This is a genomic window from Pandoraea sp. E26, assembly GCF_000681415.1.
Classification (GTDB): Bacteria; Pseudomonadota; Gammaproteobacteria; order Burkholderiales; family Burkholderiaceae; genus Pandoraea; species Pandoraea pnomenusa.
The window spans coordinates 270891-285085 of the sequence record NZ_AYXJ01000002.1 but is presented as its reverse complement, the minus strand read 5'-3'; the positions used below and the strand labels follow the sequence as shown (position 1 = coordinate 285085).

Annotated in this window: 13 protein-coding genes and 1 tRNA gene; 4 read left to right on the top strand and 10 right to left on the bottom strand. The window is 64.5% G+C overall.

The window, feature by feature from the left end:
• The 9 genes from W930_RS0101385 to W930_RS0101345 form a co-directional block, all read right to left on the bottom strand.
• The gene (locus tag W930_RS0101385) at positions 1-600 is read right to left on the bottom strand and encodes an NADH-quinone oxidoreductase subunit C (RefSeq protein WP_023596648.1); all 600 of its coding nucleotides are present in this window, start codon (positions 598-600) and stop codon (positions 1-3) included.
• Between the two features lie 12 nt (positions 601-612).
• Positions 613-1092: an NADH-quinone oxidoreductase subunit B family protein gene (locus W930_RS0101380; RefSeq protein WP_010807413.1), complete on the bottom strand. Its 480-nt coding sequence runs from the start codon at positions 1090-1092 to the stop codon at positions 613-615.
• 48 nt (positions 1093-1140) lie between these two features.
• Complete coding sequence (locus tag W930_RS0101375; protein WP_023873864.1) at positions 1141-1500, bottom strand: NADH-quinone oxidoreductase subunit A; 360 nt, start codon at positions 1498-1500, stop codon at positions 1141-1143.
• Between the two features lie 130 nt (positions 1501-1630).
• Positions 1631-1715, bottom strand: a tRNA-Leu gene (locus W930_RS0101370).
• A 142-nt stretch (positions 1716-1857) separates the two neighbouring features.
• Positions 1858-2226 (bottom strand): preprotein translocase subunit SecG, encoded by a 369-nt coding sequence (secG, locus tag W930_RS0101365; protein ID WP_023873862.1) that lies wholly within the window; start codon positions 2224-2226, stop codon positions 1858-1860.
• 92 nt (positions 2227-2318) lie between these two features.
• Positions 2319-3086 carry a triose-phosphate isomerase gene (tpiA, locus tag W930_RS0101360; protein ID WP_023873860.1) on the bottom strand — a complete coding sequence of 256 codons (768 nt, stop codon included), beginning with the start codon at positions 3084-3086 and terminating at the stop codon, positions 2319-2321.
• Positions 3087-3267: 181 nt separating this feature from the next.
• Entirely contained in the window at positions 3268-4272 is a 1005-nt protein-coding gene (locus W930_RS0101355) for an NAD(P)H-quinone oxidoreductase (RefSeq protein WP_023596651.1), read from the bottom strand.
• 337 nt (positions 4273-4609) lie between these two features.
• Positions 4610-4981 carry a response regulator transcription factor gene (locus W930_RS30975; protein ID WP_072619097.1) on the bottom strand — a complete coding sequence of 124 codons (372 nt, stop codon included), beginning with the start codon at positions 4979-4981 and terminating at the stop codon, positions 4610-4612.
• A 247-nt stretch (positions 4982-5228) separates the two neighbouring features.
• Positions 5229-7238, bottom strand: coding sequence for a diguanylate cyclase domain-containing protein (locus tag W930_RS0101345; protein ID WP_028730746.1), 2010 nt, complete (start codon positions 7236-7238; stop codon positions 5229-5231).
• Positions 7239-7588: 350 nt separating this feature from the next.
• On the opposite strand from W930_RS0101345, the gene mutS reads away from it, so the two are divergent.
• Both mutS and W930_RS25585 read left to right on the top strand, forming a co-directional pair.
• Positions 7589-10261 (top strand): DNA mismatch repair protein MutS, encoded by a 2673-nt coding sequence (gene mutS, locus W930_RS0101335; RefSeq protein WP_023596654.1) that lies wholly within the window; start codon positions 7589-7591, stop codon positions 10259-10261.
• Positions 10262-10480: 219 nt separating this feature from the next.
• Positions 10481-11677 carry a hypothetical protein gene (locus tag W930_RS25585; protein WP_145929447.1) on the top strand — a complete coding sequence of 399 codons (1197 nt, stop codon included), beginning with the start codon at positions 10481-10483 and terminating at the stop codon, positions 11675-11677.
• A gap of 160 nt (positions 11678-11837) precedes the next feature.
• Here W930_RS25585 and W930_RS0101325 read toward each other — a convergent pair whose 3' ends face one another.
• Positions 11838-12365 (bottom strand): peptidylprolyl isomerase, encoded by a 528-nt coding sequence (locus W930_RS0101325; RefSeq protein WP_023596656.1) that lies wholly within the window; start codon positions 12363-12365, stop codon positions 11838-11840.
• An 87-nt stretch (positions 12366-12452) separates the two neighbouring features.
• Between W930_RS0101325 and W930_RS0101320 the strand changes: the two genes are divergently transcribed.
• Both W930_RS0101320 and W930_RS30355 read left to right on the top strand, forming a co-directional pair.
• Positions 12453-13673 (top strand): cupin domain-containing protein, encoded by a 1221-nt coding sequence (locus tag W930_RS0101320; protein ID WP_023873848.1) that lies wholly within the window; start codon positions 12453-12455, stop codon positions 13671-13673.
• Between the two features lie 179 nt (positions 13674-13852).
• Positions 13853-14110 (top strand): hypothetical protein, encoded by a 258-nt coding sequence (locus tag W930_RS30355; RefSeq protein WP_072617452.1) that lies wholly within the window; start codon positions 13853-13855, stop codon positions 14108-14110.
• Positions 14111-14195 lie beyond the last annotated feature (85 nt).

Here is a 14195-nt window from a genome sequence, read left to right as displayed (position 1 = left end):
TTAATGTTTCAGACCGGCGTAATGCGTTTCGCGGATGATGCGCGGCGTGATTTCGCGCGGCTCGATCGTCACCGGCTGGTAGATCACTCGCTTCTGCTCCGGGTCGTAACGCATCTCGACATAGCCCGAGGTCGGGAAGTCCTTGCGGAACGGGTGACCGATGAAGCCGTAGTCCGTGAGAATGCGACGCAGATCCGGGTGTCCTTCGAACACGATACCGACCAGATCGAAGGCCTCGCGCTCGAACCAGTTGGCCGAACTCCAGACGTCGATAAGCGACGCCACGACCGGCAGATCGTCTTCCGGCGCGAACACACGCACGCGCAGGCGCCAGTTGTGGGTGAGCGAAAGCAGATGCGAGACGGCGGCGTAGCGCGGGCCGTCGTAGGCACCGTCGCCGTAGGCCGAATAGTCCAGGCCGGCAACGTCCATCAGTTGCTCGAACTTGAGTTCCGGGTGATCGCGCAGCGTGCGCGCGACGTCCAGATAGTCACTCGCCTTGACGGTCAGCGTAAGCTCGTCGAGGGCCTCCACCAACTGCTCGGCGCGGGCGCCAAGCACGTTTTGCAGGGTGGTCTTGAGTTGTTCTAGTTTAGACATGGGCGGTAGCGGTTATTTACGCGCGATCGTCGCAGTCCGCTTGATCTTCGACTGCAACTGGATGATGCCGTAGACCAGCGCCTCGGCCGTCGGCGGACAGCCCGGCACGTAGACGTCGACCGGCACGATGCGATCGCAACCGCGCACCACCGAGTAGGAATAGTGATAGTAGCCGCCGCCGTTCGCGCACGACCCCATCGAGATCACCCAGCGCGGCTCGGCCATCTGGTCGTACACCTTGCGCAGCGCGGGCGCCATCTTGTTGCACAGCGTGCCGGCCACGATCATCACGTCCGACTGACGCGGGCTCGGACGGAACACCACGCCGAAACGGTCCAGATCGTAGCGCGCCGCGCCGGCGTGCATCATTTCAACGGCACAGCAGGCCAGACCGAACGTCATCGGCCACAGCGAACCCGTGCGCGTCCAGTTGATGAGTTTGTCAGCCGTGGTGGTGACGAACCCTTCGCGCAAAACCCCTTCGATGCTCATATGCTTACCCTGAATCCTTCTGCAATGCAGCCAGTGACCTTGGCGGCCTTATTCCCAGTCGAGCGCACCGCGCTTCCACAGGAAAACGAAACCGACGAGCAGCTCAAGCAGGAAACCCATCATGGAGATAAAGCCCACCCAGCCGATATCGCGCAGGGCGACGCCCCACGGAAACAGGAATGCCGTCTCGAGATCGAACAGGATGAAAAGGATGGCGACGAGATAGTAGCGCACATCGAACTTCATGCGCGCGTCTTCGAAAGCCTCGAAGCCGCACTCGTACGGAGAGAGTTTTTCGCTGTCGGGTTTGTTGGGGCCGAGGAATTTACCGATCCCAATCAGTACCGCCCCAAGACCGCCACCTACCAGAAGAAACAGCAGGACGGGATAATAGGTTCCGAGGTTCAACTCTACCCTCTTTCGGTTAGTTCAAAGAACCGCTCTCGTCGATGGCGTGGGGACCAGAAAGCGGATGAACGGTGAGCACAAAATAAAATGCCAGCCAAAGCATGATCGCAAGGCTGGCATCGGAGAACTGTGGTGCCGACGGCGAGACTCGAACTCGCACAGCTTTCGCCACTACCCCCTCAAGATAGCGTGTCTACCAATTTCACCACGTCGGCATTCAAATTCTGCAATCCGCTGTCACTTACGAATCGCTTCAAGACCGCTATATTAGCGCCCTTCAGCATTTTGTTCAATGCACAAATCGAATTTTTTTCTACTTTCTTTACAGCTTATTACTTGTCAAAAACGCGCCGAAAATCACTTCGGCACGTCTTGCGGATTCACCGCCGAAGCCGGGGCCGGGGCGCTTGCCGCAACGGGTGCAGAAGCCGCGGTCGGCGACGTCGCAGCAGGCAAATTGCCAAGGACACCGATATTTGCCGTCGGCTTGTAGGAGCCGAGATACGTCAGCCCCAGCGTCGTCACGAAGAACACGGCCGCCAGAACCGCCGTGGTGCGCGACAGGAAGTTGGCCGAGCCCGATGCCCCAAAGAGACTGCCCGACGAGCCGCTGCCGAACGCAGCCCCCATGTCGGCACCCTTGCCATGCTGCAACAACACCAGACCGATGATGCCCAGCGCGGAAAGCACCTGCACCACGATCAACAACGTTTTCAACAACCCCATCTCATCACCCGTGTAGAAGAATCCAATTTGCAGCGCATTTTGCTGCACTGCGTCATGACTATTTCATGCCGTTACGCCGAACGGCGACGACCTCAGCGCGACAGGGCCGCCTCGCAGATCGCCAGAAAATCGATTGCTTTCAACGCCGCGCCGCCGATCAGACCGCCGTCGACGTCTCCCATTGAAAACAGCTCGGCCGCGTTGTCCGGCTTCACACTGCCGCCGTACAACACTGCCACATCCGATACCGCCTCATCCTTCGCGCGCAGCAGCGAACGCAGGTGGGCGTGCACTTCCTGCGCCTGGGCCGACGTCGCCGTCTTGCCCGTACCAATCGCCCAGACGGGCTCATAGGCCACGACGATCTGCGCGGCCTGCTCCGAAGAAAGCGATGCGAGCACCGCCTCGAGCTGACGCGCTACCACCGCCTTCGTCTCGCCCGCCTCGCGCTCCGCCAGCGTTTCACCCACACAAACGATCGGCGTCATGCCGGCGTCGAGCACACGATTCGCCTTGGCCGCCACGCTCGCATCGGTTTCGCCGTGATACAGGCGACGCTCAGAGTGACCAACGATCACGAAGCGCGCCCCGAACTCGGCAACCATCGTCGCAGCAACCTCGCCCGTGAAGGCGCCGCTCACGTGAGCGGACACATCCTGTGCGCCGAAGCCCAACACCTGCCCGGACAGACGTGCCTGACACTGCGCGAGATAAGGGAACGGCACGCACACGGCCGCGGTCACCCCCGGCGCACTCAGCACCGGCGAGGCCAGCAGGTCGCCCAGCAATGCCTCGTTGCCGGCCAGGCTGCCGTGCAGTTTCCAATTGCCCACGACGAGCTTGCCAGCCTTGCGGCTAATGGTGCGAGCCGAAGCTGCGGTACCAGTTGTCACGCCTTATCCCCCAATGCGTATGGACGAAAAACCTCTCATTCTAGTGCGTGTGGGGCATGGGGGTCAATTTCGCCGGCTTTCGAACGCAAGAACCCGCATGATTCCAGGCTTCCATGCGGATTCTTCCCGCCAACCGACGAGGGCATGCTTACCAGGTCAGCACGATCTTGCCGACGTGCGTGCTCGTTTCCATCAGGGCATGGGCCTTGTCCGCCTGCTCGGCAGGGAACGTCTGATAGATCACCGGGCGGATCTTTCCCGCCGAGAACAACGGCCAAACCTTTTCGTGGAGTTGCTTCGCGATCGCGGCCTTGAAGGCGACGGAGCGCGGACGCAGCGTCGAGCCGGTCACCGTCAGCCGGCGGCGCAGCAACGCCCCCATGTCCAGCGTGGCCTTGCTTCCGCCCAGCAGCGCGATGATGGCGATGCGACCATCGAATGCGAGCGCCTGGACTTCGCGCGGAAGATAGTCGCCCCCCACCATGTCGAGTACCACGTCCACGCCACGATCCTGGGTGAGCGCCTTGGTCACCGCGACGAAATCCTCGGTCTTGTAATTGATGCCGCGCTCGGCACCGAGGGCCTCGCAGGCACGCGCCTTGTCGTCCGAGCCCGCGGTCGCGAACACGCGATGGCCGAGCGCCACGCCGAGCTGGATCGCGGTCACGCCGATGCCGCTCGTGCCGCCCTGCACGAGCAGCGTCTCCTTCTCACCCGATTCGGTTTCGCCGAGATGCGCCCGATCAAACACATTGCTCCACACCGTGAAGAACGTCTCGGGCAACGACGCCGCCTCCACGTCCGTGAGCCCGTCCGGCACAGGCAGCACCTGTGCGAGCGGTGCGGCACAGTACTCGGCGTAACCGCCGCCCTGCACGAGAGCGCACACGCGCGAACCGATCTTCAGCCCCCAACGGTTGTCCGCACCGTCGAGCGCGCCTTCCACGATCTCGCCTGCTACTTCCAGCCCGGGCAGATCCGACGCCCCCGGCGGCACCGGATACTGACCGATGCGCTGGAGCACGTCCGGACGGTTCACACCCGACGCGCTGACCTTGATGAGTACTTCGCCCGGCTTCAGTTCGGGGCGTGGCCGCTCGGTGAGCTTGAGCACTTCCGGTGCACCGTACTGGCTGATCTCAATTGCCTTCATCGTGTCTGTCCTCGTTCCGTTGTCTGGTTGACGATGGTTGCGCGCCCCGACGCACAGCGGCGGCCCGCGCCGGCGAGACCGCCCCCTCGTCCATGAAAATGGTGTAGAGCCGGTACCATATCACCGACTGGACCGTCGCGTTGCCCGTCAGCGAGGTCAACCCGAAGGATCGCGATCTTTCAGGAGTATTCGAGACGTCCGCCTCGGACGATTCCGAGGCATCAAGCGGAATGACTGGCGCGCCGCGTGCGATCAGTTCAATCTCACGCAGCGCGCCGGATTGGCCCCGGACGGGGCGAGTCTGTCGCGCGCGGCAACTCGAAGCGTCCGAGCGCACTCAGCCCGCGCCTTCCGCCCCCTCGTCGATCAGTCCGTGCCGGATGGCATAGCCGATCAGCTCTGCGGCGTCGTCGAGCGCGAGCTTGTGCAGGATATGCGCAACGTGCGAGGTGATTGCTCGCTCACTGGCATGCAGTGCGTGTGCAACTTCATTGACGGCCAGGCCGTCGACAAGCATGTGAAACACTTCTTTTTCGCGAACCGACAGCCGCTGATGCCTCGGCTCGTGGTCGCTTGCATCGGCACCGTGTTGCGTGCGCGCCGCCCGATGCGATGCCCGCGGTGGATCACGGCGCGCCCCTGGTTCGCGCCACCCTGCGTCGGAAGCCGCCCGCGTTGCTGCCCGGCTTCGTCCGCCTTCGAGTTTCATGCCCGCCTCCTATTGTGTACACCGACTCATCCGAACCGTGCGCCGCGACGCGCGGCGCGCGAACGGCGTCGCCCATTGTGCGGCAAGGAACGCATGTTCGTAACTTCGGGGAAGCTGATCGTAACGGCGGGCCCGATTGCCTCTGCCTAACAGGAACGCCTGCCTCGGCGTGCCACATACCGGCGCAACGCTCGGCAACGCATGGGCCACGAGCGGCCACCTCCCCGGTGAGCGCTCGCTCACCTGCTCACCCGGCGCGCGCGGCGGCGTCGCCGGAGCCCTCGGCACCGGCGGTGCCATCCACGCTCGGGGCCAGCACGAAGAGACCGCGCCCGCCGTGCTTGGCGTCGTACAACGCCCGGTCGGCGGCTTCGAACAACATGTCGGGCGTCTTGTCCTCGCCGCTCGCCACCATCGCCACCCCCACGCAGGCGCCGACCGTCACCTCTCCCACCGAGAGCGCCATTGGCCGCGAGGCGGCATCGAGAATCGACAACGCCGTACGCTCGACATCGAGCGCATCGTGAACGTCGCGCATGATCACGGCAAACTCGTCGCCACCGAAGCGAGCGAGCACGTCGCCCTCTCGCACGTTCGCCACGAGCCGTTTGGCCAGGCGCCGCAACAACTCGTCGCCCAGCGCGTGTCCCCATGTGTCGTTGACCAGCTTGAAGCGATCGAGATCGACGAACAGCAATGCCTGCGCCCCCGCGCCTTCACGCGCGCGGCGAACGGCGGCGGCGAGCGCCTGATCGAAGCCCTTGCGATTGAGCAGCCCCGTCAGGTGGTCGGTATGCGATTCGCGTCGCCAGCGCCGCTCGTTCGTGCGCTCGATGGTGATGTCGCGCACGAACAGGTGCACGCCGGCGAGCACGTTTTGCGTCGCCCATTCCGGCTGATAGCTCACTTCGAAACAACGGTAGGCGGCGCCCTCGCCGAAGTCCCATGTGAACGTGGCCGCCTCGCCCGCGAACGCCCGCGCAAGGTGCGGCGCGAATTCGCGGTACAACGAAACGCCAAGCAACTCCCGCGCAGTCGCCCCCAGGATCTGGTCTCGTCGGCGACGCAGGCGTGTCTCGCACGCGCGGTTGACGAACGCGAATCGCTCATCGCCGTCGAGATAGGCCACGAGGTACGGCACGCGGTCGGCGATTTCCTGCATGCGGCGCACGCTCGCGCGTGCCGCCTCGCGCGACACTTCGAGCGCCTCGGTCCGTTCGCCCAGACGCTCCATCATGTCGCGAAATGCATTCGCCAGCGCACCGATCTCGTCGGCACGCTGCACCGGCAATGACTGCATGGCCCGCATGTCGCCCCCACTGCGAGCCACCAGAACGCGAAGCTTGTCGAGCGGGCGCAGCAGGCACCGCGCCACGCACCACATCACCAGGGCCGTCATTGCGATCGCCGCGATCGCCAGCAAGATGACACGCCGACGCACGCGCGCAAGCGGATCGAAGGCTTCGGCGCCGGGCAGCACGGCCACGACCGTCCAGCCGGTCGCGGCCATCGGTGCGCGGGCGACGAGCGGATGCATGTGAAGCCATTCGTTCGATCCGCCGTCGCGCACGCCGCAAAGCGTCTGCACCGGCCCCACGGGCGAGAGGATCCTGGTGACGTCGGCCTGGATCACATAGCGCGGCGGACTGTCGTTGGAGATGAGGCAATACCGTCCCGTCTGGCCGACGGCGTTACTGGCCAGATCGACGATGAAGTTCTGTCGCAGCAAATTGACGGCGCCGCCGATGACGCCGATCAGTTTCCCCTGCTTGTCGGTGACGGGCACAGCCAGCACGATGCCGGGCGAGTTGGTGATCTTGCCCGCGATCACGCTCGATGCCGCCTGCGGCGCGCCCGCAAGCAACTGTCGGAAATAATCGCGGTCCGCGATGTTGATGGCGGTGGTCGCGAAGGTCGAATCGTAGCGCATGTGTCCGTCGAGGTCGGCCACGAAGAGCGTGTTGAACGTCTCGGGCATGGACACGGACATGTTGGCGAACGATTCGAACTGAGCCGGTGTCAACGTGCGGGGATCGCCGATATTCCTCGCCATGCGGTGCAGCGCGAGGAATTTTCCGCGCATCTTGTCGTCGAGCTGATCGGCCACGAGCTTGACCTGCGTGTCGAGCTGGGCCTGCAGCGAGTTTCGCAATTCACCGTAGACGAAAAACTCGATGCCGACGGCTACGCCGACGATCAATACCATGGAAACGAGCGCGGTCATGGCCGCAACCCGCCCCTTCAACGACTTCACCATGCTGGCCCGTACGAGAGTAGCTTTATGCTGCTTTTGGTTTTTGGTGGCTTTTTGCGAGAGCTTACCACCCGAAACGGCACATTTTTGGGAAACTTGAGCAAATTCGGCATTCGCGCGTCACACCTTGCGCGACACCGGGAAGCGACATCGCGAGGCGCTCGATACCGTCGCTCGGCGAACCCGTCGTAAAATTGCGCATCCAACGCGCCACGAGGGCGACGGGCGAGACAGTTGCCCCATTCGGCAGACGCACCGCCGCACCGCCCGCCGCTTCGTGACCCGACTCGCCCGACCCGATGGAATTCATGACGAGCACCCAAGCCCAAGACACCCCAGCCGCCCCGGAAACAATGAAGCCGACGCCCCCGATGACGCCGATGATGCAGCAGTACACGCGTATCAAGGCCGAGCATCCGAACATGCTCGTCTTCTATCGCATGGGCGACTTCTATGAGCTCTTCCACGACGACGCCGCGAAGGCCGCACGCCTGCTCGATCTCACGCTCACCGCGCGCGGCCAGTCCGGCGGGCAACCGATCCGCATGGCCGGCGTGCCGCATCACGCGGTGGAGCAGTACCTCGGCAAGCTCGTCAAGCTGGGCGAGTCGGTGGCCATCTGCGAGCAGATCGGCGACCCGGCCACCTCGAAGGGGCCGGTGGAGCGCAAGGTTGTACGCATCGTCACGCCGGGCACGCTGACCGATGCCGCGCTGCTCAGCGACAAGGTCGATCAGTACCTGCTCGCCGTGCAGGTCACGGCGGCACGTCGCGCGAGCGAGCGAGTCGCCGGTCTCGCCTGGCTGTCGCTGGCGAGCGGCGAACTGCGGTTGATGGAAATCGCTGCGGACAAGCTCCCGCGTGAACTGGAGCGCATTCGTCCGGCCGAGACACTCGTGCCCGACAGCGCACTCGAGGCGTTCGAGGGATTCTCGCTTGGCACGACCACGCGCGTGCCCGACTGGCATTTCGACACGGCCGCCGGCACCCAGCGCCTGCGCGACCAACTGGGCGTGGCGAGCCTCACCGCATTCGGCTGCGACGGCCTGAATCCGGCGCTCGGCGCGGCCGGCGCCCTGCTCCAGTACGCAGCCGCCACGCAAGGGCAGTCGCTGCGCCATGTGCAAAGTCTGAACGTGGAGCGGGAGGCGGCCTATATTGGCCTGGACGCCGCCACACGTCGCAACCTGGAACTCACGGAGACGCTGCGCGGCACGGAATCGCCGACGTTGCTCTCGCTGCTCGACACCTGCGGCACCACCATGGGCAGCCGTCTGCTGCGCCATTGGCTGCACCATCCAATGCGCGATCAGCAGGTGCCGCAGTCGCGTCAGCTGGCCATCGCCACGTTGCTCGAAGGCCCGGGTGCGTGGCGCGCATTGAACAGCGAGCTGCGCAACGTGGCCGACGTCGAGCGCATCACGGCGCGCCTGGCCCTGCTCACGGCGCGCCCGCGCGACCTGTCCAGCCTGCGCGACGCCCTGCGCCGGCTGCCCGAGCTGCATACGACGTTGCGCGCCGTGGAAGCCCGCTCGCCACTGTTGGCCATGCTGCACGAGGATCTCGCGATCCCCGACGCCGCCCTTGCCCTGCTCACCAGCGCCATCGCCGAAGAGCCGGCCGCAATGCTGCGAGACGGCGGCGTCATCGCCCGCGGTCACGACGCCGAGCTCGACGAGCTGCGCGACATTTCGGAGAACTGCGGCCAGTTCCTCGTCGACCTGGAGACACGCGAACGGGCGCGCACCGGCATCAACAATCTGCGCGTGGAGTTCAACAAGGTTCACGGCTTCTACATCGAAGTCACCCGCGGGCAGACGGACAAGGTGCCCGACGACTACCGCCGCCGCCAGACGCTCAAGAATGCCGAGCGCTACATCACGCCCGAGCTCAAGACCTTCGAGGACAAGGCGCTGTCCGCGCAGGAGCGCTCGCTCGCGCGCGAGAAGATGCTTTACGACGCGCTGCTTCAGGACCTGCTGCCGCACATCACCGAGTTCAAGCGCATTGCCCAGGCCCTGGCGCAACTCGATGTACTCGCCGCACTCGCGGAACGCGCCGAGACGCTCGGTTGGGTCAAACCCGAGCTGGTGGAGGACCGTGTCGTCGACATTCGCCAGGGGCGTCACCCGGTGGTCGAGCAACAGGTCGAGCGCTTCATCGCCAACGATTGTTCGCTCGGCGATGCCCGCCGATTGCTGTTGATCACCGGCCCGAACATGGGCGGCAAGTCGACGTTCATGCGTCAGACCGCGCTCATCGCCCTGCTCGCCTACGTCGGCTGCTACGTGCCGGCCGAAGCCGTGCGCCTCGGTCCGCTCGATGCGATCTTCACGCGCATCGGCGCCTCGGACGATCTGGCGGGCGGGCGCTCCACATTCATGGTGGAAATGACCGAATCGGCGGCGATTCTGCACACGGCCACCGAGCACAGCCTGGTGCTCATGGACGAGATCGGGCGAGGCACGTCGACTTTCGACGGCCTTGCGCTCGCCTGGGCGATTGCACGCCATCTGCTCGGCCACAATCGCTGCTACACCCTGTTCGCCACGCACTACTTCGAACTCACGCAGTTGCCCGACGAATTCCCGCAATGCGCGAACGTTCATCTGTCGGCCGTGGAGCACGGCGAGGGCATCGTGTTCCTGCATGCCGTGCAGGATGGCCCGGCGAGCCAGAGCTACGGCCTTCAGGTCGCACAGCTTGCCGGCGTGCCGATGCCGGTGATTCGCGCGGCGCGCAAGCACCTCGCGCTGCTCGAACAGCAGGCGCTGGATCCGGCGGCACCACAACTCGATCTGTTCGCGCCGCGCGCGACGCTCGACGACGATCGCTTCACGGACGATGCCGTGCGGTCGCAAGACGGTGCCGTTGCCCATGGCACCGATCACGCGACGCTTGCCCCGGCTGCCGAAGCGACGCTGGCCCGCCTGGCGCAAATCGATCCCGACGACCTGCGTCCGCGCGAAGCGCTTGACCTGCTGTACGAACTGCGAGGCCTGATGGACGGCCGCGCGAACGGCTGACGTTTCGTGAAGCCCCCGCGTCGCGAGCGCCCCACCGGTTTGCCGCCGATTGGCCGGCGGGCCGTACGCGTCTTTTGCGCGGCGACGTTCGCGCTCGCCTGGGTTGTGACGCTCGCCCTGCCGTCACCCGCGTGCGCCGCCAATGCACGCGTGCCAGGGAAGGCTGCGACCAGGGCGCCGACCAAAGGCCCCGCGAAGCCGCCGCCATTCGAATTTGCGGTGCTTGGCAACACCCCGTTCGGCAACACGGAAGTGCCTGTGGTGCGCAGCGTGCTGGCCAGCATCGGCGACAGTGCTGCGGCATTCGTCGTGCACGCGGGCAACCTGAAAGGACCGACGGAGTCGTGCCGCGACGATCTCATCACGCAGCGCCTCAGTCTGCTGGCCAGTTCCCCAAAGCCGCTGATCTACGTACCGGGCGGCAACGACTGGGCGGACTGCCAGCGCCCCGGAGACGGGGGCTATAACCCGGTGGAGCGCCTCGACTTCCTGCGCGATCATGCATTCGACGACGACGCCCTGCTCGGGCCCGGCCCCGTCGGCTACGCACAGTTCGACCTCACGCGTCAGAGCGACATGGCACGCTTTCGCCAGTACCACGAGAACGTGCGGTGGTTCTACCGCGGCGTGGTGTTCGTCGGACTGAATCTACCCGGCAACAACAATAACTACCGCTCCGCGGGTGGACGCAACGGCGAGTACGAGGACCGCGTGATCGCCACGCGAGTGTGGTTGCAGCACGCCCTGGTCTATGCCAAGCAAAAGGAAGCACGGGGCATCGTTGTCGTCGCGGCGGCGGATCCGCAGTTCGAGCCCGCGCGCAGCGGCGGGTTGGGCGGAATCTTTTCCGATCGCGCCGGGCGGCGCGGCGTGGACGGGTACAAGGACTTCCGCACCCAGCTGCAACGACTCGCAGCGCGATTCAAGGGGCCGATCCTGCTGATTGACGGCGGCCGGACGATGCATCATGCACAGCCGCTGCGCGACGCGCACGGCGCGCCAGTGAAGACGTTTACCCAGTTGAGCACCTTCGGATCACCGACGGCGAACCGTTGGGTGCGGGTGCGTGTCGATCCACGCACACCTCAACTGTTCCGCTTCGACAGCGAACTGTTACCGCCGAACAGCAATGCAGCGCCCGGCAACGCGCGAATCGGGCCGGCGCCCGTACCCGGCATCATGCCCAACCCGGAGCCGGAGAAATCGCAGTCCGCACCGACAGCGCCGTTCGCACCCTCCGACGGCGTGTCAGGGACCGCGCCGACTGCTGTGCCCTATTCCTCGCTCTACCCCAAGCCGGGGGCTTCCGCGACTCACGTGAACGGCATGAGCTCGGACCCGAACCAGGGCGTCATGCCGATCGGCCCGTCGCTCATTCGCGAAGGGGCCCCGCGCGGCGCGACGCGCCGCAACTGACAATCGGCGCGCACAAAATGCAAACGCCGGATCCGGCACATTGCGCGAGGCAATGCGCCGAACCCGGCGTCCGTTCCAACTTGGCATGCGCGATCCGTTCGCCCGCATGCACCGCACCCGAGGCGCGAATCGCCCGTCTGGCAATCCGACGCGCCGAGACTCAGTGCAGCGTGGGGGCGTCGTCTTCGTCTTCGTCGACGATTTCGAGACCCGATGCACCGTGCGCGTGCTGGTGCTCGACTTCCTCTTCCGTTGCGGGACGCACGTCCGCCACCGTCAGCTCAAAGCGCAGCGCCATGCCGGCGAGCGGATGGTTGCCGTCGAGCACGACCTTGTCGTCCGCCACATCGGTCACGGTGTAGATCAGCGTGTCCGCTTCGTCATCGCCATCTTCCGGCGTGCCCTCGAACTGCATGCCGACTTCAAGCGGCTCGGGGAAACGGCTGCGCTCTTCGACCTTGATCAACTCCGGATCGTAGTCGCCGAAGGCATCGGTCGGCTCCAGTTGCAGGTGCGTTTCGTAGCCGACGTCCTGTCCATCGAGCGCTTCCTCGATCTTGGGGAACGTGCCATCATAGCCGCCGTGCAGATAAACCATCGGCTCGGCGCCGCTTTCCTCGATCAGGTTGCCCTGAGCGTCCGACAACTTGTAAGTCACCGAGACGACGGTATTCTTTTCGATCTTCATCAAACTCTCCGAAAAACAGCCCGCATTATACGCGCAGCCGTATGACAGCGACCCGGCAATCGATCGGAGCCAAGCCTCGACATCCGCATGACGACTTCCCGCCCCTCCTCGCCCCCGCTCGGCGGCCTCACCCCCGATGCGTTCATGAAGCGCTATTGGCACAAGCGCCCACTGCTCATTCGGCAGGCGATTCCCGGCTTCATGGCGCCGCTCTCGCGTGAGGCGCTCTTCGCCCTCGCCGCGCAGGACGACGTGGAATCGCGCCTCATCACCCACTCGCGCAAACGCTGGACCCTCGAGCACGGGCCCTTCGACGCCGACTCGCTGCCGCCGCTATCGCGCAAACAGTGGACACTGCTCGTGCAGGGCGTGAACCTTCATGCACCCGCCGTCGACGCCCTCATGCAACAGTTTCGCTTTATTCCCGACGCCCGTCTCGACGACGTCATGATCAGCTACGCGACCGATGGCGGCGGTGTCGGCCCGCATCTCGATTCCTACGACGTCTTCCTGCTGCAGGCGCACGGCCAGCGACGCTGGCGCATCGGGCCGCAGCGCGACACGACCTGGCAAGAGGGCGTACCGTTGCGCATCCTCCGGCACTTCGAGCCAGAACAGGAGTGGGTACTTGAACCTGGCGACATGCTCTATCTGCCGCCTGGCTATGCGCACGACGGCGTGGCCCAGGGCGAATGCATGACCTACTCGATCGGTTTTCGCGCACCGCTCGAACAGGAAATGCTGCAGAACTTCCTGTACTACCTCGCGGAGAACGCGCCGGAGCTCGCGTTCGCCCGTCATTTCGCCGGCCGATATGCCGACCCGAAGCAGCCGGCCGTCAAACACCCCGCCGCGCTGCCCGATGCGATGGTCGACACGCTCGCGGCACAGCTGGAGAAAGTCCGCTGGGGGCGCAAGGAAGTGGAAGATTTTCTGGGCCGCTGGCTGAGCGAGCCGAAGTCGCATGTGTTTTTCGACCCGCCGGCATCCCCCGTTTCGCCCGGCCGATTCGCCCGGGAAGCCGCGTCGCGAGGTATCGCACTGTCGCCGAAGACCCAATTGTTGTATCGACGCAACCGATACTACGTGAACGGCGAGCCGCTGGAAGTCCCCGTCAGTACGCGATCGACGTTGCGTGCGCTCGCCGACAAACGTCGACTCAATGCCAAGGAATGTGCGAATTTCGAGCAAAAAGACCAAGAAATCGTCGAAATTATGTACGATTGGTATGCTTCGGGCTGGGTACAGATTTCCGCCGACCCGGGGCCGGCGCGAAAGTTGCGCGCCGTAAGGAAAAAAGCGGGGTAATTGCGCGAGTTTGACGTGACGCATTGGGGAAAACCCAATATAATTTCTCGCCAAGCAGCTTGCATGACCAAGGGTAATCCTCAATTGCCAATGTCTCGCAATCGGCTTTGCGCTGGCAAGAGCGTATTACCGTAACTAATTATTCATTCGCTTGTCTTCTACCATAAAAGGACGTGATCATGAAGAAGTCTCTCCTCGTCGCTTCGTTGTTGGCTATCGCCCTGACCGCCTGCGGCAAGAAGGAAGAAGCCGCTGCTCCGGCTGCTGACGCTGCCGCTTCGGCTGCTACGGCTGCTTCGGACGCCGCTTCGGCTGCTGGCGCTGCTGCTGATTCGGCTGCTTCGGCTGCCGGTGCTGCTGCTGACACGGCCGCTTCGGCTGCTGGTGCTGCTGCTGACGCCGTTGCCTCGGCTGCTGACGCTGCTGCCAGCAAGTAAGCTCTCGCTGCCGCAAGGCAGCCGAGACAAAAAAGCCGGTCATTCGACCGGCTTTTTTATCGCCTCACGCGCCCCCACGCCCTCC

Coding starts and splice junctions, on each gene's coding strand:
- W930_RS0101380 (WP_010807413.1), bottom strand. CDS start 1,092: ATGAGCATCGAAGGGGTTTTGCGCGAAGGGTTCGTCACCACCACGGCT.
- secG (WP_023873862.1), bottom strand. CDS start 2,226: ATGGGGTTGTTGAAAACGTTGTTGATCGTGGTGCAGGTGCTTTCCGCG.
- W930_RS0101355 (WP_023596651.1), bottom strand. CDS start 4,272: ATGAAGGCAATTGAGATCAGCCAGTACGGTGCACCGGAAGTGCTCAAG.
- mutS (WP_023596654.1), top strand. CDS start 7,589: ATGAAGCCGACGCCCCCGATGACGCCGATGATGCAGCAGTACACGCGT.
- W930_RS0101320 (WP_023873848.1), top strand. CDS start 12,453: ATGACGACTTCCCGCCCCTCCTCGCCCCCGCTCGGCGGCCTCACCCCC.
- W930_RS0101325 (WP_023596656.1), bottom strand. CDS start 12,365: ATGAAGATCGAAAAGAATACCGTCGTCTCGGTGACTTACAAGTTGTCG.
- W930_RS0101345 (WP_028730746.1), bottom strand. CDS start 7,238: ATGGTGAAGTCGTTGAAGGGGCGGGTTGCGGCCATGACCGCGCTCGTT.
- W930_RS30355 (WP_072617452.1), top strand. CDS start 13,853: ATGAAGAAGTCTCTCCTCGTCGCTTCGTTGTTGGCTATCGCCCTGACC.
- W930_RS0101385 (WP_023596648.1), bottom strand. CDS start 600: ATGTCTAAACTAGAACAACTCAAGACCACCCTGCAAAACGTGCTTGGC.
- W930_RS30975 (WP_072619097.1), bottom strand. CDS start 4,981: ATGAAACTCGAAGGCGGACGAAGCCGGGCAGCAACGCGGGCGGCTTCC.